The organism is Pseudobdellovibrionaceae bacterium (genome assembly GCA_023898385.1).
Classification (GTDB): Bacteria; Bdellovibrionota; Bdellovibrionia; order Bdellovibrionales; family UBA1609.
On sequence record CP060220.1, the window covers coordinates 432,277 to 450,637 of the forward strand.

General features: G+C 47.3%; 24 protein-coding genes and 1 tRNA gene. 18 read left to right on the plus strand and 7 right to left on the minus strand.

Features of this window, described 5'->3' with window-relative positions:
* Nucleotides 1-82: 82 nt before the first annotated feature.
* From H6626_01820 to H6626_01830, 3 genes are all read left to right on the plus strand, one after another.
* On the plus strand, nt 83-526 hold the full coding sequence (locus H6626_01820) for a hypothetical protein (GenBank protein USN47854.1): 444 nt from the start codon (nt 83-85) through the stop codon (nt 524-526).
* A 149-nt stretch (nt 527-675) separates the two neighbouring features.
* The gene (map, locus tag H6626_01825) at nt 676-1,404 is read left to right on the plus strand and encodes a type I methionyl aminopeptidase (protein USN48926.1); all 729 of its coding nucleotides are present in this window, start codon (nt 676-678) and stop codon (nt 1,402-1,404) included.
* Nucleotides 1,405-1,614: 210 nt separating this feature from the next.
* Complete coding sequence (locus H6626_01830) at nt 1,615-2,907, plus strand: adenosylhomocysteinase (protein USN48927.1); 1,293 nt, start codon at nt 1,615-1,617, stop codon at nt 2,905-2,907.
* On the opposite strand, the gene orn is transcribed toward H6626_01830, so the two are convergent.
* Nucleotides 2,882-3,448 carry an oligoribonuclease gene (gene orn, locus H6626_01835; protein USN47855.1) on the minus strand — a complete coding sequence of 189 codons (567 nt, stop codon included), beginning with the start codon at nt 3,446-3,448 and terminating at the stop codon, nt 2,882-2,884. The two genes, H6626_01830 and orn, sit on opposite strands and share 26 nt — an antisense overlap.
* 205 nt (nt 3,449-3,653) lie before the next feature.
* Here orn and H6626_01840 point away from each other — a divergent pair, with 205 nt between their 5' ends.
* From H6626_01840 to H6626_01865, 6 genes are all read left to right on the plus strand, one after another.
* Nucleotides 3,654-5,423, plus strand: a complete 1,770-nt coding sequence (locus H6626_01840; protein ID USN47856.1) for a DUF1538 domain-containing protein — start codon at nt 3,654-3,656, stop codon at nt 5,421-5,423.
* A 27-nt stretch (nt 5,424-5,450) separates the two neighbouring features.
* Nucleotides 5,451-5,834, plus strand: coding sequence for a P-II family nitrogen regulator (locus H6626_01845; protein USN47857.1), 384 nt, complete (start codon nt 5,451-5,453; stop codon nt 5,832-5,834).
* Entirely contained in the window at nt 5,831-6,226 is a 396-nt protein-coding gene (locus H6626_01850) for a hypothetical protein (GenBank protein ID USN47858.1), read from the plus strand. The genes H6626_01845 and H6626_01850 overlap by 4 nt, the downstream gene beginning before the upstream one ends.
* A gap of 21 nt (nt 6,227-6,247) precedes the next feature.
* Nucleotides 6,248-7,693: an aldehyde dehydrogenase gene (locus H6626_01855; GenBank protein USN47859.1), complete on the plus strand. Its 1,446-nt coding sequence runs from the start codon at nt 6,248-6,250 to the stop codon at nt 7,691-7,693.
* A gap of 25 nt (nt 7,694-7,718) precedes the next feature.
* On the plus strand, nt 7,719-8,150 hold the full coding sequence (locus H6626_01860) for a RidA family protein (protein ID USN47860.1): 432 nt from the start codon (nt 7,719-7,721) through the stop codon (nt 8,148-8,150).
* A gap of 63 nt (nt 8,151-8,213) precedes the next feature.
* Nucleotides 8,214-8,290 (plus strand) — tRNA-Asp (locus H6626_01865).
* A 149-nt stretch (nt 8,291-8,439) separates the two neighbouring features.
* On the opposite strand, the gene H6626_01870 is transcribed toward H6626_01865, so the two are convergent.
* The 3 genes from H6626_01870 to H6626_01880 all read right to left on the minus strand — a co-directional run bounded on the left by H6626_01870 (nt 8,440) and on the right by H6626_01880 (nt 10,125).
* A complete protein-coding gene (locus H6626_01870) occupies nt 8,440-8,889 on the minus strand; it encodes a hypothetical protein (protein USN47861.1) in 450 nt (149 codons plus the stop codon).
* 3 nt (nt 8,890-8,892) lie between these two features.
* A complete protein-coding gene (locus H6626_01875; protein ID USN47862.1) occupies nt 8,893-9,198 on the minus strand; it encodes a DUF4258 domain-containing protein in 306 nt (101 codons plus the stop codon).
* Between the two features lie 462 nt (nt 9,199-9,660).
* A complete protein-coding gene (locus H6626_01880; GenBank protein USN47863.1) occupies nt 9,661-10,125 on the minus strand; it encodes a hypothetical protein in 465 nt (154 codons plus the stop codon).
* 79 nt (nt 10,126-10,204) lie between these two features.
* Here H6626_01880 and H6626_01885 point away from each other — a divergent pair, with 79 nt between their 5' ends.
* From H6626_01885 to H6626_01905, 5 genes are all read left to right on the plus strand, one after another.
* Complete coding sequence (locus tag H6626_01885; GenBank protein ID USN47864.1) at nt 10,205-10,528, plus strand: hypothetical protein; 324 nt, start codon at nt 10,205-10,207, stop codon at nt 10,526-10,528.
* Between the two features lie 100 nt (nt 10,529-10,628).
* A complete protein-coding gene (locus tag H6626_01890) occupies nt 10,629-11,204 on the plus strand; it encodes a hypothetical protein (protein ID USN47865.1) in 576 nt (191 codons plus the stop codon).
* Nucleotides 11,201-12,697, plus strand: coding sequence for a PEGA domain-containing protein (locus H6626_01895; protein ID USN47866.1), 1,497 nt, complete (start codon nt 11,201-11,203; stop codon nt 12,695-12,697). The genes H6626_01890 and H6626_01895 overlap by 4 nt, the downstream gene beginning before the upstream one ends.
* A 62-nt stretch (nt 12,698-12,759) precedes the next feature.
* A complete protein-coding gene (locus H6626_01900) occupies nt 12,760-13,143 on the plus strand; it encodes a hypothetical protein (protein ID USN47867.1) in 384 nt (127 codons plus the stop codon).
* Nucleotides 13,136-14,434, plus strand: coding sequence for a trypsin-like peptidase domain-containing protein (locus tag H6626_01905; protein USN47868.1), 1,299 nt, complete (start codon nt 13,136-13,138; stop codon nt 14,432-14,434). The genes H6626_01900 and H6626_01905 overlap by 8 nt, the downstream gene beginning before the upstream one ends.
* Nucleotides 14,435-14,446: 12 nt before the next feature.
* On the opposite strand, the gene H6626_01910 is transcribed toward H6626_01905, so the two are convergent.
* Nucleotides 14,447-15,457: a WYL domain-containing protein gene (locus H6626_01910; GenBank protein USN47869.1), complete on the minus strand. Its 1,011-nt coding sequence runs from the start codon at nt 15,455-15,457 to the stop codon at nt 14,447-14,449.
* Nucleotides 15,458-15,673: 216 nt separating this feature from the next.
* Between H6626_01910 and H6626_01915 the strand changes: the two genes are divergently transcribed.
* The 4 genes from H6626_01915 (at nt 15,674) to H6626_01930 (ending at nt 17,256) form a co-directional block, all read left to right on the plus strand.
* Nucleotides 15,674-15,991, plus strand: a complete 318-nt coding sequence (locus H6626_01915) for a hypothetical protein (GenBank protein USN47870.1) — start codon at nt 15,674-15,676, stop codon at nt 15,989-15,991.
* Nucleotides 15,992-15,997: 6 nt separating this feature from the next.
* Nucleotides 15,998-16,327: a hypothetical protein gene (locus H6626_01920; protein USN47871.1), complete on the plus strand. Its 330-nt coding sequence runs from the start codon at nt 15,998-16,000 to the stop codon at nt 16,325-16,327.
* 60 nt (nt 16,328-16,387) lie between these two features.
* A complete protein-coding gene (locus H6626_01925; protein ID USN47872.1) occupies nt 16,388-16,750 on the plus strand; it encodes a hypothetical protein in 363 nt (120 codons plus the stop codon).
* 122 nt (nt 16,751-16,872) lie between these two features.
* Nucleotides 16,873-17,256 (plus strand): thermonuclease family protein, encoded by a 384-nt coding sequence (locus H6626_01930; protein USN48928.1) that lies wholly within the window; start codon nt 16,873-16,875, stop codon nt 17,254-17,256.
* Between the two features lie 30 nt (nt 17,257-17,286).
* On the opposite strand, the gene H6626_01935 is transcribed toward H6626_01930, so the two are convergent.
* Together H6626_01935 and H6626_01940 are read right to left on the minus strand one after the other, a co-directional pair.
* Nucleotides 17,287-17,574 (minus strand): XRE family transcriptional regulator, encoded by a 288-nt coding sequence (locus H6626_01935; protein ID USN47873.1) that lies wholly within the window; start codon nt 17,572-17,574, stop codon nt 17,287-17,289.
* A gap of 286 nt (nt 17,575-17,860) precedes the next feature.
* On the minus strand, nt 17,861-18,289 hold the full coding sequence (locus H6626_01940) for a hypothetical protein (protein ID USN47874.1): 429 nt from the start codon (nt 18,287-18,289) through the stop codon (nt 17,861-17,863).
* Nucleotides 18,290-18,361 lie beyond the last annotated feature (72 nt).

The following is an 18,361-nucleotide window of genomic DNA, read 5'->3' on the forward strand; positions in this document are numbered from 1 at the left end:
ACAAGCCGAGGCAAATAAGTATCATGGCGATGTACACATCTTGGAATAACCATTTTTAACATACCTTATATGGGAGGGAACCATGGCCAAGAAGAAAGCGAAAGCAACAAAGAAGAAAGCCACTAAAAAAGCGGCTAAAAAAGCAACAAAGAAAGCCGCTACAAAAAAAGCAGCTAAAAAAACAACAAAGAAAGCCGCTACAAAAAAAGCAGCTAAAAAAACAACGAAGAAAGCCGCTAAAAAAACAACTAAAAAAGCAGCTAAGAAAAAAACAAAAAGAAAGCCTAATGCTGCTTTCATGAAGCCATTGACTCCTAGCTCAGCTCTAGCTGCAGTTATCGGCACTCAGTCTATTCCTCGCACTCAAGTTGTGAAGAAGCTTTGGGCTTACATCAAGAAGAACAATCTTCAAGATCCAAAAAACAAAAGAAACATCCTTGCTGACAGCAAACTTAAGTCAGTTTTTGGCAAGAACAGTGTTTCTATGTTTGAAATGACTAAAATCGTTAGCAAGCACCTTTCATAAGATTGCTCTATCGAAAGATCATTGAATTAGCCCGTAGCCTGTGCTACGGGCTTTTTTTTATGGAATAAATCATTAGGCCGAGTGACAGGCCTGGTCTTCAAACGGCAAAGGGGAAGGTTTTGACACCTTTGGCAGCCAATGAAATTCGAATGATGGAACGAGTGGGGCAGATTGCTGCACAAACCCTGGTGTATGTGGGTCAGTTTGTGAAACCCGGTATCACCACCAATGAGCTGGATCTAATTGCCTACGACTTCACCATGCAGAAAGAGGCGACTCCCGCGCCACTGGGTTATCGTGGATATCCCAAATCCATTTGCACCTCTGTCAATTCTTGTATTTGCCACGGCTTGCCCGGTGAACAGGTTTTAAAAGAAGGTGACATCATTAACATCGACATCACGTCGATCAAAGACGGTTTTCATGGCGACACCTCAGCCATGTTTTTTGTAGGAGAAGTCTCTGAGGCGGCCCAGCGCATTTGTGAGGTGGCAGAAAATGCCATGTACCGAGGTATTGAAGAAGTGGGGCCCTTTGCCACCACCGGCAGCATTGGTTTTGCCATTAACAAGTATGTGACTAAAAAAGGCTATTTTCCGGTGCGAGAAATTGGTGGTCACGGTATCGGGCGCGTTTTTCACACGGACCCCTTTGTGCCCTCATATGGCAAAAAAGGCCGAGGTGATAAACTTCGCCCCTGGACGTGTATCACGGTCGAGCCCATGATCAACGAGACCGATGCCCCGATACGTGAGTTGTCCATTGCCAACTCTGATGTGAAGATTTACGAGACTTCAGATGGAGTGCTCTCAGCCCAATATGAACACACCGTGCTGGTCACGGATCAGGGCTATGCGATTCTAACCGAACGGGATTGATCTTCAGTGTCCGTTGATGCGTAGCCGCATTGAGACAATAGCAAGTCACATCACGCAACCGTTGATTTTGATCATTGAGTAGGTAAACTGCCAATCCAATTAAAAAAAGGAGCCACTGTGGAGGGAACTGTGACAACAACATCAAATGCGACCGTAGGCAAAAAAGCAGGTACCGGTGATCACCGTGATTATCGTGTTTGTAAGGCGGCAATGGATGATCCAAAGAAGTTTGAAGAGCTGGCCCGTTGGGGTCGAGAAGAGATCAACATGGCCGAGCAAGAAATGCCAGGGCTCATGGCTCTTCGTGAAGAATTTGGAGCCAGCCAACCTCTAAAAGGCGCTCGAATCACGGGTTGTTTGCACATGACCATTCAAACAGCAGTGCTTATTGAAACCTTGACCTATCTTGGCGCCAAGGTGCGCTGGAGTTCATGCAATATTTTTTCGACTCAAGACCACGCGGCCGTGGCCATTGCAGCAGAGGGAATTCCGGTTTTTGCTTGGAAAGGCGAGACCGAAGAAGAGTACTGGTGGTGCGTGGAGCAGACCATTGAAGGCTGGGGTGGTGAAGGCTACGACCTCATCTTAGATGATGGCGGTGATTTAACCACACTGATGCACAAAGACAAATACGCCAATATGTTAAAGCAAGTTATAGGCGTGACAGAAGAAACCACCACGGGAGTGCACAATCTTGAGCGAATGCTGAAAGAGGGCAAGCTAAAAATCCCGGCGATTAATGTGAATGACTCTGTGACCAAGTCAAAGTTTGATAACCTCTATGGATGTCGTGAGTCTCTAGCTGACGGCATTAAGCGTGCCACTGATGTGATGATTGCCGGTAAGGTGGTTGTTGTGGCCGGTTACGGTGACGTAGGTAAGGGTTGTGCCCATTCTATGCGTTCTTATGGTGCGCGAGTGCTCATTACTGAAATTGACCCCATTTGTGCCCTGCAGGCGGCAATGGAAGGTTTTGAAGTGGTCACCATGGAAGAGGCCGTCACTGAAGCGGATATTTATGTAACGGCCACCGGAAATTGCGACATTATTACGGGCGAGCATTTCAAAAAAATGAAGTCAGGGGCCATCGTTTGTAACATTGGTCACTTCGATAATGAAATCGATATGGACTGGCTCAACCGCAACACTGACATTCGAGAAGTAAAACCGCAAGTGGATATCCACAGTTTCGGCGATGGCCGTGAAGTTGTTGTGCTGGCCAAGGGCCGTCTGGTGAACCTGGGTTGTGCCACGGGACATCCGTCTTTTGTTATGAGTAACTCTTTTACCAATCAGGTTATGGCTCAAATGGAGCTTTGGCAAAACAAAGACAAGTACACAAAACCACTTGTTACAGTGTTGCCTAAAGAGCTTGATGAAAAAGTCGCCTCATTGCATTTAGGCAAACTGGGAGTGAGATTAACTAAACTCACAACCAAGCAAGCCGACTACATTGGCGTGGGGCAAAATGGTCCGTTTAAGCCAGACCACTATCGCTATTAGTGGTGGTCTTTGGCCGCTTTAGGGTGATGTGATCAAGGTAAAACTTCAGCTCATTGATGCTTTGTTGAATATCTTCAATGGCACGATGAGCGGCATCACCTTTTTCGTATTTGATTTCAAAAAAATTGTTAAACACCAATTTCCATGCTGTCACATCGAGCATTCGGTAGTGCAGGCCTTCGGCGAACTTGGGCATGTATCTATTAAGAAAAGCCCGGTCCTGAGCAATGGAGTTTCCAGCCAGCACAGGTGGGTCACCGTTTTCAGGAAAATGCCGATTCACTAATGCGATCAGCTCCTGTTCCACCACTTCAGGTTTTTTACCAAAGGGCACGCGCTCAGTGAGACCCGACTTTCCGTGATGGTCTTTGTTCCAATCATCCATGGCATCAAGGTATTCTTGGGGCTGCCTGATCACGGTATGGTAGGTGTCGATGGGTTCAAGATTGATATCGGTGATAACAGCGGCAATTTCGATGGGGACTTCTTTTTCCACATTGAGGCCAGTCATTTCCATGTCGATCCACAGAATTTTTTCCATTTTGGGGGCTCCCCTCAAATTTTAAAACGATAGCCTAACGAATACGGTCAATTAATGACTGATGCAATCATTTTGCCCTTTTGCGTCGGTTTTAGGTCCAGGTTATTTGCTAAATCTGCATAATTTTTGACTGGTTATGGGGAGCCGTTAAACTATTTGCATGCCCTCACGGCCACCAACATCGAAGTAACAAAAAAGGGACGTCATGGAACAGCAAGAAATTCGTTTTGGTGAATTTGTACGTGTGATGACCGTGCAACACAATGAAGTCAGTTTCAACGATTTAGCACCAAAGCCCAAGGTCGGCCCAGACGGCCAAATACCTCCGGCTAAACAAGAAAAATTACAAGTCACAGCTAAGGATATCTATCGGATTCTTGGACCCTACACCAGCATTCGGTTTGTCGAGCAGGCCAAGGCGGTGATCCCGCTTGCCATTTACTTGGTGGCTTTTCAAATCATTGTTCTTAGACAGGGCGTTGTGGACTCGGCAATCATTGCTGGCGGTCTTGTGGCCGTGATGTTGGGTTTGATGTTGTTTATGGAAGGTCTGAAGTTAGGCCTCATGCCCTTTGGCGAGGCCATGGGTAATTCTTTACCCGTAAAATCACCTCTGCCGGTGGTGCTATTCATTACCTTTTTGTTGGGTGTGGGTGTGACCTTTGCTGAACCCGCCATTGGTGCCTTAAAAGAGGCCGGCAAGATTGTGGCTGTGGACCGCGCCCCTTATCTTTATGCCATACTCAATGACTATTCTGGTTATCTTGTCTTACTTGTGGGCGGAGGTGTGGGCGTTGCAGCCATCTTAGGAACTCTAAGATTTGTGTACGATTGGAGTCTAAAACCGCTCATCTACGCAAGCCTTATTCCGGTATTGGCGATCACGGCCTACATTGGTTTGTTCGAACCTCAACTGGCGACAATTATTGGTTTGGCCTGGGATTGTGGAGCTGTGACTACGGGTCCAGTGACCGTGCCATTGGTGTTGTCATTGGGCATTGGTGTGGCGGCGTCTGTAGGGCGAGGGTCTTCGAGCTTATCGGGCTTTGGAATTGTCACATTGGCGTCACTGTTTCCTATTTTAGGGGCGTTAATATTGGGGCTGTTTATTTCGCACACAACCAGTGTGGAAGAGATCATCGCCATGGCCAATCAAGCCAGTGCCGGAGCCACAGGAGCAGTCGTTAGCGAGTGGGATAAAATTTTAGAAGCCATTATTGGTGCAGCTCGAGCCATTATACCTTTGGTGCTGTTTTTACTTGTGGTATTAAAAATTGTATTGCGAGAGAAAATCAGAAACGCTGGAATTATCACCTACGGAATTATTTTGGCTGTAACCGGCATGGCCGTTTTCAATGTGGGATTAATGTATGGCCTTGCCAAGCTCGGAGATCAGTCGGGAAGTTTAGTGCCGGCTGCATTTACGCAAATTGAGGCCGTGGCGGAGTCTCCGTTGTATTGGACAGGTGCAGGGATATTGATCTCATTAGCCTTTGCGTTTTTTCTAGGATTTGGTGCCACCATGGCTGAGCCGGCCTTGAACGCCTTAGGCATGACCGTGCAAAACCTCACAAACGGGGCGTTTAGAAAATCAATGTTAATGTACTCGGTCTCATTTGGTGTGGGGCTTGGGATCACTGTGGGTGTGTCAAAGTTGGTGTTTGATTACCCGCTGTTTTATGTTTTGATCCCGGGGTATTTGATTTTGCTTGTGGTGACGCACTTTTCTACGGAAGAATTTGTAAACGTGGGTTGGGACAGTGCGGGTGTGACCACAGGGCCAGTGACGGTGCCGCTTGTGTTATCAATGGGACTTGGTTTTGGTAACGCGACAAAGGTGATTGAAGGATTTGGGATTTTATCGATGGCGTCGCTTTTTCCGATTTTGTCGGTTTTGATTATGGGATTGTATGTAAAGCACACGGCAAAGAAGCGGGCCAAAGAACACACCGAAGTGGTGGCGGCATCGGCTTAGAAGAAAGTTTATTAAGGGAGTAGTGGTATGGCTCAAAGAGCGATGACAGTTTTAACAGATGGGACGTTGATAACGTGTATCGTTGAAAAAGGGCAGGCCGACGTCATTGTAAAGGCGGCCAGAGAAGCCGGGGCGCAAGGCGCGACGGTTTATTATGCCCGGGGATCAGGGGTTCGAGAGCGCTTGGGTATTTTGGGTGTGGCCGTGGAAGTGGAAAAAGAAATTATTAATATTGTCGTGTCATCCGAGCAGGCCGATCATGTTTTTGAAAAAATGTATTTAGCGGGTCAATTGGACACGCCGGCCAAGGGCTTTATTTATATGACTCCTGTTGAAAAAGCGGCCACTTACATTCCGCCAGTGGTCTTAGACAATCTCACCAAGCGCAATGAAAATGGGAGTAAGCCATGAAGCTGCTCTCTGGCGGTAAGCTTATCACTTGTGTTTTGCCGGTGGGTTCAGCCCCCAACGTGATGCAGAAGTTGGCCGAAAAACAAATCACTCGCATTAACTTTGCCCATGCGCGGGGCACCGATATTGCTGGCCACACTGGGGCGCGATTTCTGCCAGCAGAAGAAGAAAAAGAAATTCTTACCATTGTGGCCACTGATAAAAACGAAGCTGACAATATCTTTGCCTACCTATATGAAGAAGTCATAGACCACCCGGGTGGTGGTTTTATGTATATGACGGCTTTGACCGGGGCTACGGCGTATGCGCTGCCGGAACTTGTGGCGGATGCGGGTGGTGGAGCGGCCTCTGTGCCGAGCGAGCCCCTGCCATCGCCTGAAGTGCAGGCCTAAAATTCATCAACGAGGTAGCTCGTGAACAAAATAGATAATTTTATCGGCGGCGAGTTCGTAGCGCCGAAGTCTCAAAACTACATGACCAACTTTAACCCCGCAACGGGTGAGGTGGCCTCGCAAGTGGCCGACTCCAATGAGTTGGACGTGGTCTTTGCCATTCAGTCTGCAAACAAGGCTTTTGAGAGCTGGTCAAAAACACCCGTGCCCGAGCGAGCTGCTATTTTGTTGCGAGTGGCGGATTTGTTAGAGTCTCGCATAGATGAGTTTGCGGCCGCTGAAAGTGCTGACATGGGAAAGCCCTTTTGGTTAGCGCAACAGGTGGATGTTCCGCGGGCGGTGGCGAGTTTTCGTTATTTTGCTGGGCGAATTTTAAATCACGAAGAAATGTCCACAGACATGGACGGCCGAGCCATTAATTACACAAGGCGAGAGCCCTTGGGTGTGGCCGCTTTAATCACTCCATGGAACTTGCCACTTTATTTGTTGTCTTGGAAATTAGCACCATGTCTTGCCACCGGTAACACGGCCGTATGCAAACCCTCGGAGTTATCGCCGCAGACGGCCTCCATGTTGGCACCTTTACTGGTTGAAGCGGGTCTGCCACCCGGCGTATGTAATGTGGTATTTGGCCGGGGTGAAGTGGCGGGTCAGGCTTTGGTGTCACACCCCGGAGTGCCGGTGATTTCTTTTACCGGGGGGACCGATACGGGTCAGAGAATTCAAGAGATCGCTGCACCTCACTTTAAGAAAGTGGCGCTTGAGATGGGCGGCAAGAACGCCACTATTGTGTTTAAAGATGCCGATTTAAAAAAAGCGGTGCCTGCTGCAGTGAAGGCCGCCTTTTTAAACTCTGGTCAGATTTGTCTTTGTGGCTCAAGGCTTTTGGTGCAACAAGATATTTACGAAGAGTTTCTCAAAGAGTTTGTAAAGCAAGCCAAAGAAATTGTGGTGGGTGACCCTCAAGACAAGAATACATATATGGGCCCACTTGTGAGTCGAGAGCATCATCAAAAAGTCATGGCCGCCATTGAGCAAGCGGTTTCTGAAAAGGGCAAGTTGCTTTTAGGGGGTGATCGGCCTCAATTGCCATCACCGTATGAGGGTGGCTACTTTTTAAATCCAACAATAATAGCTGATTTAACCAACTGCTCTGATTTGTGGCAGACCGAGATTTTTGGGCCGGTTGTAACAGTGATGCCCTTTAAGTATCAACATGATGCAATGAAGTGGGCAAATACATCTCCGTACGGATTAGCAGCAAGTGTTTGGACTCAGGACGTCACACGAGCCCATAAGGTGGCACATGGCCTGCAAGTAGGTACAGTGTGGGTCAACACATGGAGCCTTCGCGATCCAAGAGTGCCCTTTGGCGGCATGAAGGCTTCAGGTGTGGGGCGTGAAGGTGGAGAGCATTCCATTGATTTTTTCACCGAACAAAAAAATGTGTGTATTGGTTTAGAGTAGATACACCCCAAGTAGGAGGACAGTCATGGCAAGCAAAAAGGTCGTATGTAGCGAAATCCCAGCACCAGAGGGCTCCTATGCGCATGCACGCAAGGTGGGAGATTGGCTGTATCTATCCGGTATCGGCCCCCATCAGGTGAACTCGCAAGAGGTGCCGGGGATCAGGGTCAACCCCGATGGTCGAATCCATGCTCATGATATGACAGAGCAGGCCCGCGCCACCTTCAAGAATGTGGAGGTGTTGTTGCAAGAAGCCGGCGCCACATTAAAAAATGTAGTGGATGTGGTGGTTTACCTGACAGACATAAAAAACGACTACAAGGTTTTTTGTAAGGTCTTTGACGAGGTATTTAGAGATATCGATCCCACAAGAACCCTGGCTGAGGTTCGATTTCTTCACGGAAAAGCCGCCCTTCAGGTGAAAGTGACAGCTTTTTTGGGGGAGTGCGTCGATTAATTTTGAGGTTGAAACCCCAGGGCCAGTTCATTATATTTTGCTCTCTTAAAATAGACCATCTGCGGGGTGGTAGTTAAGTTGGTTATAACGCCGGCCTGTCACGCCGGAGGCCGCGGGTTCGAGTCCCGTCCACCCCGCCACTTCGTCCGAAGATGACTCTATGACTTTACCACTCACAGTCGTTCAGAGATGTAAGCTCCTTCGGGAGTCGAACATCGGCGCAGCCGATTTGTCGAAGATCGTTCGCTGTGGCAAGGGTTCTGCGGTTCGTAAGCAGTGGGATTTATACTTAAGCTACTTTATCTAAATTAATTTTTATCTCGACTTTCTTTGCCGTAGCTTTGGTGTCAAGCTCTCTGTAAGCATCTAAAAAGTCTTTCGCCTTTGTGCTTATTCCGGTTAAAGCAAATAAACGTATATCTTTTTCGATAGACCACTTCATTTCAGTGGCCATGTTTTTGGCATCCTCCCATTTTCTCACCGCAGGATGAGTGACATCAAATTTCTCCCCAAACTCTTTGAGCGTCATTTTAAAATATTGTCGGATGAAGTGAATCTCTGCACCCGTAAGCCTTGAAGGTTTAAAAACCAGTGCGTTTAAAACGGCCTCATGAAGCTTGTTGGGGTTAATATCTAAAATCCACTCTCCACGAATTTGCACCATGGGGGCGTTAATAAGCTTAACAGGAAACCCACAACCATAATCCTCATAAACTTTTTGAATCTTAGTCTTTTTCATTTTTTACCTCTCTAAATCAATAGCTGTGACGACAATGAAATTAGGTGTTTCAAAACTAACAACAACCCTTAGCTTTTTGTCATCCACAGTCTTGCCATTGATTGAGTAATTCCAAATATCAAATGCTTCATCAAAAGCATCTTTCCTTTTTTCGTGATGTCCGTTTTTCAAAACATACTCAACTTCTAATCGCAAAATACTTCGTTCAGCCATTCTCTCAAGTGCGTGTTTGGTGAAGCGAAGCTGTCCCTTTTGGACAGAGGAACTTAGTTTTGAAAGCAGATCAGGAAGCTTGCTCTCAGCAGGCATCTTGTTTACAAATGTAACTCAGTTTCAATCTTTTGTAAACCTCTTAAATTCAATTTTGACTTCAAAGCAACTTGAACCAATTCGACAGTCTAGGGCCTGGTCTATATGATCAGGCCTTTTTTGTTTCCCTTGGTTATTTCCATGTGTTATGGAATTTTAGGGCCCCGTCTCGATACCCCTCGACCCCAACATTTGGTCCGACGATGACTCTATGACTTTACCAGTCACAGCCGTTCAGAGACGTAAGCTCTTTCGGGCCTCGAACATCGGCGCAGCCGATTTGTCGAAGATCGTTGGCTGTGGCAAGTGGTGTCGGAAGGGCCCAGACCCGTATGAATACAGATACAAAATATGAATTTGCAGAATCGGCGTTGCAGACTTTTGATTTAAAGAGCTTTGGCGATCTTGACGTAGATAATGTAGTGAGTTTTTGGCGAACAGATTCGCCTTTGGCTTAGGTGGTCATCCTTCGATAGATCCTATGATGGCTTCGAAGTATTTCGTGAGATAGGCATTTAGATCTAGTTCTTTTGCCATAACCCCGATTTTTTTAAGTGTTGTTTGCTTCTGTTGAATTGCAATTCGAGCCGCTTTAATGGCAGTTCTTTCTCCGATTTTGCTGGCAAGCTTAAAACCCTCTGCGACGGCCCTTTCAATCGATACATTTCGAAAACCGTCGCCTTGGACAATTCCAACATTAAGAGGCGTTTTTGTTCTGATTAGCCGATAACCCTTGCTGCTTGTTCGTTGTTCTGGCGGCACAAGAATCCATGTTTGCTGAGGCACTTGATTGGCAAGGTTATAATAAGAAAGAGCAGTGAGGCCACCGACCACTGACTCTGGTCCGAACTTAGTGCAGGCAATCTGAAAATCAATTTCTCTAGGCGTTTTGGCCGGCCCCCGCGACCCGGTGTGACCCGATTCCACGTGACAATATCCCCGATAGATAGGTGCTGCCATGCACGGGCAGCATTTCCGTTCAAACTAAAAAAATCGAGGAGGCATTATGAAATTAAAAGATTTCACAACGGAAGAGCTTTATGCGGGGGCTCTCAAACATTTAACAAAAGTGAAAGGCCCGGGGGCGCTGGCTGGTGCAGCGGCATCGACTGGCCACGAGGAGCAGAAGATAGAGCATTACGCTGCAGGCAACATCCATCGGCTCATGATCGGGGCTTATGCGCTTGATCTGCGGAATGATTTGAAAGCTGAAGACATCGAGATCATTGATTTTATCAAGTATATCGAATTTGCAGGCAGCCAGGGCATGAGTTTTGACCGTTTTTTGCGCTATCTGGCCAAGCAGTACAGAAATTCTAAAGTCAGTTAATGAGACAGACCGTATTTTTTTTCTTGTGCGTGACCTGATCTGACGTACCCCCCTTTTAAGCTAAAAGTGAATCAAGGCTTTTAACTAAAAGGGGGATCTTATGAAGTCTTATTTATTATTAACACTGTCTTTGGTTTTTGCAGGTTGTGCCACACCAAAGGGTAGAGTGGTTCTGGATCGCGCTACCGATCGCGGGCGACCAGATTGGGTGGCTAGCACCAAAATGAGCTGGGTGGAGGGTGATTCCTATAAGTTTGTCGCCCGTCATACTATTCGGGGGGATGAGCGTGTAGCCGGCTGCTATCAACTGGCCCAGCTTGATACAAAGCAAGTGGTGCTGTCACAAATTTCAGACGACGTGCGGGGGTTAATCGACAACGCACAACAAAGTTTGATGGAGGATTCAGAAAGCCTCCTCAGTCTCGTACGAAGCAGTAAATTTTCAGGCACTATCACTGGGCTGCGTATGGAAGAGTCCTACTATGAGCGCTATGTGATTGGTGATCAAGAGCGTGTGGACTGCTTTGTGCTCGCATCAATAGAAAAGGCCCAATACAATATCACCAGGCAAAGAGTGCTACACAAAATTGTTGAGGTCGATCCACGGCTTAAAGACGCTATTTTAGAAAAACAAAAAGCTTTCTTAACTTCTGATCAGCAGGCTGGGCAGCTATGATGCGAGCATGGGGTCTTTGGTCGATATTGTTTGTGAGTCATATGGTTTCACATGGGGCTTGGGCAAAGCCCTATTGGGTGGGTGCCAGGCCCCAGGCCGGTCATGAATACAAATTTTATGTGGGACGTGGTACGAGTGTATTTGGGGAGGCCGAGGCCTTTGAGAATGCGCGAAAAGATGCCCAAGAGTCCGCAATTCGTGAAAACTTTGGTGTGGAAACTCATATTGCACAAGACGACTACTCCACTTTAAGCGAACAAGAATTTCTGCAAAGGCGGTCTGAGCGATCAAAGCTGGTACAGCTTCACGACTTCGAGTTGGTGGATCAATACATCGCTGAATCAAACAATATTGAAGTGTGGCTGCTATTTCGATACAAAATCTCAAGTATCGCTGCTGAAAAAAAGCGGCTCGCTGTAGGCAATCCGGCGACACCTGGCAGATGGGTGGCGGTGGGGGGTATAGATGCGCCCTACAAAACAACTGTTTATTTTTTCACTGAGCCACTGGGTGCAGAAGTTTTTTTGGATGGTAAGCGCTGGGGTGTCACACCTCTGACACTTCATGGCGTTATTGCGCCGGGGCGGCATAGTGTTGAACTTGACCACCCCCGCCATCAAAATGTTGTTGAAACCATCATCGTTGTATCAGGCCAAGAAACTCAAGTGGCCAAATCTCTCAGGCCAGCATGGGGCGATCTCACAATTGCGTCGGAGCCACCGGGAGCGTCGGTAAAGATTGATGGTCGCCTCATGGGGGTCACGCCAATCAGTTTGACCCGTGTGCCCGCATTTAAGCCCGTTCATATTGACCTGACCCATCCTGATTGTGAGTCAGTGACCCAGGTGGTGCAGGTTGAAAAATCCCAGCGCCGGTGGGTCAACGTAGCTTTGTCACGCAAGCCTTCCTATGCGGCTCGAATGCCATCGGGAGGCCATCAAAGTGGTGCCAACACTTATCAACAGCTAGGTAGGCTAGAGCAGCACCAGGATGGATGGATAGTTGGCTTTTACGTGTCTGCCAATGATGCCACCAATGGCAATATTCCAGCATCGCAAGGTTACTATGGCATAGGGTTCACATTTGAAAACAGTTTTTCTAGCATTGCGGGATTGCGGCTGACCGTAGGCTACGATAGTAGCTTGGGTTACACTCCCGCTACTGGCGACAGTAGTGAATCCTACGCACTCACCGGCACAAGTTATGGTATTGGTCTGCCATTTTATTTGGGTGAATCAAAGAGTAGTTGGTACTTGATGCCTGAAATAGGCCTTATTCAACACACCTACGAAAGCTACGACGTCGATATGTTCATCGACCCTATTTATGAAAAATTGGTGTCTCAAAGTAAGACCGGCATCACACTCGGGTATCAAAGCCTGTCAGACGCCTATCAGCTAAATTTGACCTACAATCTCTATCAGCAACCCGGCGGCGGCCACTACGGCAGTTTGAGTGTTGGTCTGGCCATGGTGGGTTTTGTTCCAGATTAAACATTGCGACCCCTCATGACTCACTGTCGGTCTATGATGATTTAACAAGAGGGGGCATTGAAATGTCTAAGGTCATTAACTTAAAAAATAATTATCCATATATCATAATGAGAATTCAAAACAGTGTTTATGAAAAACACGAGGTGTGTTTTAACTCATTGGGGGCCATCGCTGAGCTAAAGGATCAGGGTCGTGATCGCGGGCAGTTGGTTTACAATATGCAACGGTCACCCTGGGCTGAGGATGGTTACATTGATGCCGCTACAGTTGAGGGATTGATTATTGTGGTTCAGCACATGGTGCAAAAGCGAAACCTGCGAGGGTGTCTCGTGACCGCACCGGATCGCTGTTACTACGTTGAAAAAGACGGATCAGTGGATTTTTCTTCGAAGCCACCAAGTGGAGGGATTGTGATCTTACCTGTCGGTGGGGTGGACGATGTTTGATGTCTCAAAGTTTTTTCGTCTTTTCTTCGTATTGTTGTTGGTTGGTGCGCAAGACGCACTTGCCATTACTGGACCTGAGTACTTTGAGTCGGCCAAAAAGTACACGGTAAAGGTACGAAACCGTGTTGGTGTGCCCCTGTATGGTGACGAAAAAGGTGTTTTTGAGGGTGCTGGTTTTCTAGTGGACAAAAGCCGAGGGTGGATTGTGACAAATGCCCATGTGGTGGGCCGGTCGCCCTCGGATCTGTTTGTGGGTTTTTGGAAGAGCCAATATGTAAACGCAAAGAAGCTCTACGTGGATCCCTTTTTGGATCTAGCCGTGATTGAAGTTAAGCCGGCAGACATCCCAGTGCAAAGCCAAGAAGCTGTGATGGATTGTCGGCAAAAAGTCCCTATTGGTCAACCCATCGGGGCCTTTGGGCACCCGTTGGGTTCCTATTTTTCTGGCACCACCGGCGTTGTCTCGGGTGAAATATCAAACATGCGCGCCATTCGTGGGGCCTACTTGCAAATTGACGCTGCCATTAACCCTGGCAACTCAGGTGGGCCACTGATTGATATGGAAAAAGGCCAGGTCATAGGCATCAATACCGCTTCACGTGGGGCGGCACAAAATACCAATTTCGCATTGAAAGTCAGTCAAGCTTGCAAGATAGTCGACCTTTTACGACAAGGCATCGATCCATTGCCGCCCAGCCTTAACGTGGCCTTTGTGGACCAGCAAGAAGAGAGTCGGCATTTGCTGGTGGCAAAGGTCTATAAGGGCAAAGCGTTTCAGCCGGGGGATGAGATCTTGGCTGTGGGCAATGAGTCAGTGGAGACCGTGGCTGATCTTGTACACGTACTAAGGGGCCAAAGCGGCAAAGTCAGGTTTGCCGTTTTACGCGGTGGCAAGAAATCAAAAGTCATAGCACCTGTTGAAAGAACCCAAAGCCCGTTAGATATTAAGGCCATTTATGCCAATGGAGTTGTTTTTGAAGAAGAAAATCGTCGCGATTTTAAATTATTAAATAGTGGTAAAACCTTTGTGGCCGTCACTCACGTTGATAGCGGTAGCATAGGTGATTTGTTAAAGGTGAGTGAGGGTGATATTGTCGAGGCCGTTGATGGTGAATCTATGGGCAGCGTAGATAAATTGCGTGACATTCTTTTTAAGGCTAACGCCTCAGGCCAGTCCATTCGCTTTCAGATTAAACGACTCGAGCCGGAGCAGGATCGTGTGTTCACATATCACTTCATAGACTTTGTCCCGGCAAAGCCCCTATGGATCCGTGAGAAAGTGAACCCTTAAATAACAAAAAGCTTACGCCGCCTTTTTATTGTAGTTTGATAAAATTGATTGGGCAGTCGTAAGAACGGCCTGTTTCAAACTGTCTGGGGCAACGACTGTGGCCGATGGGCCGAGGCTAAGCACCCAATGGACGAACTCCTCGTTTATTTTAACGTGCATTCTCAAAAATATGCCATCATGAGTGTTTACGACGGTTTGCGAATTGTGCCATCGGCGTTCGGCAATAAAGGTGGCCATCGGGCCCTCCAGGGCAATTTCTACGTTGTCTGCTGTGCCCGTGTTTAGCACTCCGAAGGCATCTTTGAATAAATTTTCAGGACTCAGGCCTTCGCGTGAGTACTCTTTGGATGTGTCCATTTCAACGGATTTAATCCGCGCCAGTGCATAGGTTCGAGGTTCATTTTTGTTGAGGTCCTTTGCAATTAGGTACACACCACCATTGGCAAAGTACAGGCACTCAGGCCCCACCGTGCGAGTTGTTTCTTTGCCAGCACTCTCGCCACCTTCAGCGCGGTAGACCATCTTAAGTGGGTGGCCCTCTTCGATTCCGTTATAGACAGTGTCAAGCACAATGGGTTGAACGCTCGTGTGCCAGGTGATTCGCGGCCGAAACTTAATGTTGCCGACAAGCTCTGTAAAGGCTTCGATATTTGTGCCAAAGAGCTTCTCTAACTTGGTGAAAAGAGAATCAATTTCAGAAAAGACGGGGCTGCCTTTAAGGTGGTCGAGATTGTTTCTCACAATGTAGAGTGCGAACACTTCTTTGTAGGTGAATCGCACGTTTTTACTAACCTTGGCGTATTCAGAAAGGCTGTAGACGGGCTTACCGTCACGGTCGATTTTGTTTAAATCAAAGCCGATTTCTTCAAGGCATTGTAAATCGCGTAGGACCTGGCGTTTTGATACAGCATAACCATCTGCCTTTAAGCGATCTGTGAGTTCTCGAGCCGACAAGCCAAGCCGGCTCGTTTCAAGCAAGTGGAGCGCTCGTAGTGTGCGCAATGTGGTTTCATGCCGTGCCATCTTACATATCCCATCGGCGAACAGATCCACAGACTTTAGGTCTGCCGTCTTATTTATTATAGATTTCGCGCATGCCAGCTCAGGTCGTAGTAGCCACGACCCCTTGTGTCGCGATCGGCCTTTAGAATGAATGAAAGCGTAGAGCGAACGAATTAATCAAAAGGGGGCAAGTGCTTGGGCACGTGGCTGAAGCGTTACTATAGGAAAATCAAGATTATGAGCCAAACTCGAATATTGGGGCTCATGGTGCGGTTAGGGATACTGGACCTAGACTTTGAGCAAGGCTTTGATTTTTTCACGGCACAAATTGAGATGGTAATCGTGCATTTTCGTTCATGGGTGATTTTTGTCCCGCTTGTAAAAACTGAAGACGGACTGCTCTTGAGGTTATCAACTAATCGTTATGTGGCCGTTAGTTACAGGGGTCAGGACGAGAACTTCTACTATTTTGTCAGCGCTGATGAAACCGCATTTGCTGTTTATTCGCAAAGACCCTTAGGGCGAATTTTTCTTAACCAAAGGGAGAATCAATGAGCGTGGGTGAAAAGGATCATGCAACGAGAGTCAGTAGGGAAAACGGAAAACCTTTACTCGGTGGTGGCACGAATGTCGGCACAAGACGATGAAAGACGTGTTGTTGTCGAGCGGCTTTCGGCATTGGGTTGTCCTCAGCCTGAGTTGGGCGGCGCTATTTTTATGAGGTTGAAAAGTTTAGAGCCAGGCGGTGGGTTTGACGATGTGACCGTCGACTCCATTCTTGGCGCTCTTGCTCGGCTTTACACATTTGAGATTTTTCATTTATATAAGTTTATCAACACCACAGCACAGCCGATGTCTTACCAGGTTATAAAACGCATGGGCCTTTTGTAGGGGGCGTGTGCGGCAAATGATTTAAGAACGTATAAAACGAAGTTACAAGGAGAAGACAATATGAAAGTAGATAAAAAACAGTATCCCTATTATTTGGTGTTGGACCCAAATGGCTATGAAGTGAGTCCAATTGAGGTGCGTCTTATCAAAGACGTTGAAGAACTTGTGGCGAACCCGCCAAAGGGTTCAATGACCCTTGCTACCATATACGACCCATTCGACAAGGACGGTTACATCACCGACGATACTGTGGAGTCAGTTGTCATTGGCTTGGGATCGGCGTGTGCCGGCCGTGGCCATCCGGTGTGTTTAGTTGTGGCACCTGATCGATGTTATTACATAGAAAAAGACGGGAGCTATAAAAAGTCATCGGACGTCCCAAAACATGAAGCACCCAATGGCGCGAGCCGTAAAGCAAGTTAATGTCGATTAATAACAAAAACCTATGCACAATAGTAAATGTGGTGGTCATCTTAGTATTTCTTCAGTTTTTGTTGCCGGTCGTCGCTTCAGCCGATGAAACGAGTTGTGTGCACACGCCTGAGATGTTTGCGTGCGTGCAGTATGTTAAAAATTACGACGGCGATACTGTCACGTTTAATATCCCGGGCGTGCATCCACTGTTGGGCAAAAATATTGCGGTGCGGGTGGATGGCATTGACACAGCTGAAGTGAAAACCAAAAGCCATTGTGAAAAACAAGCCGCTAGAATGGCCCGGCGTCTGGTTGCCAATGTTTTAGGGCGAGCCAAACGCATTGATTTAAAAAACATCAAGCGCGGCAAGTATTTTCGTGTGGTAGCTGATGTTGTCTATGATGGACAAAATCTAAAAGATATCCTTGTGAAAAACCGGCTCGCCTACAAATATGACGGCGGCCGCAAGCCAGCTATGGACTGGTGTGCCATCGGGCGCGAGCCGTCGCATTAGTGGTTCTAACCGGTAGGCATCTCTTTACATCTAAGCCACCTTGATCTGTACACTGAGGCCGAGGTTTTGCGCAATATCGATCAGCCTGTCAGTTGATATGTTTTTGATATTGCCATTCAAGATTGCGGTAATAACTGTACGCCCCACATGGGCCTTCTTCGCGGCCACTTCATGGGTCCATTTTTTTTGCTTTATGACCTTTTCGATAGCAAGCACAAGGTTTCTTCTGGCTTCAACCTTATTTGCCTCAGAGGCAGGTAAGCCTAGGAGTCGACAAAGTTCTTTTGTGGATTTGACTTCAAAATACTCTTTACTCATAACAAATCCTTTATTCGTTTTTTGGCCACATCCAATTCCTTTTTGGGCGCGGCCTGCCAATGTGTTTACCAGAAGCAATCAGATCCAAGAGTTCAGCCAGTCGTGCGCGAACGCTCAAGGGAGTTGATTCGATGTCTTTAAGTAATGACTGGTGAAGCCGTATAGCCTTCATTGTCAATCGTCATGTCATAAAAACATGACTATGTCAAATATTTATGACATATGAAGATTGCTGCAGGCCAAAAGCTCAACTTCGATCACTTAAGGCCGGGTGACGCTGCACCCTTTATTCATCGCAGAAGCGGGGGCTATCCAGCCACTCCACTAGGTCTTGATAGCGGGGTTCGCCAGGAATGAGATTGCAGCCTTGTGCTGCACAGAGATCATTTTCGGTGGACTTTTTAATGAAGTTTTCCTTCGGAATACTAAAGGCATACTTAAAAGAAATCTCAAGGTTATGATCGGCAAATGGAGGGTGGGCCAATCCGCCAACTTTGTGGCATGCAGCACAGTGGGGGATAAAGTAGGTGTCGAGCATATAGCGAAAGCCTTCTTCTCCACAGAGCTTTTCTGGCCGCGCACTCAAAGCGCCGGCGTCGCTGCCTTTATCGCTATGGCCCGAACAATTTTGAAAAAGAAAAAATAGAGCCCCCACCACCATGATAGTCACGGAGACTTGCCAGATTTTTGCCATTGTTGGTGGTCTGTTTGACAACTTGATGCCCCTTCCCTTTTATAATTGTACCCCTTGTGGCCCCAGTGTCGCAATAACCTCTGTAAGTCGCCG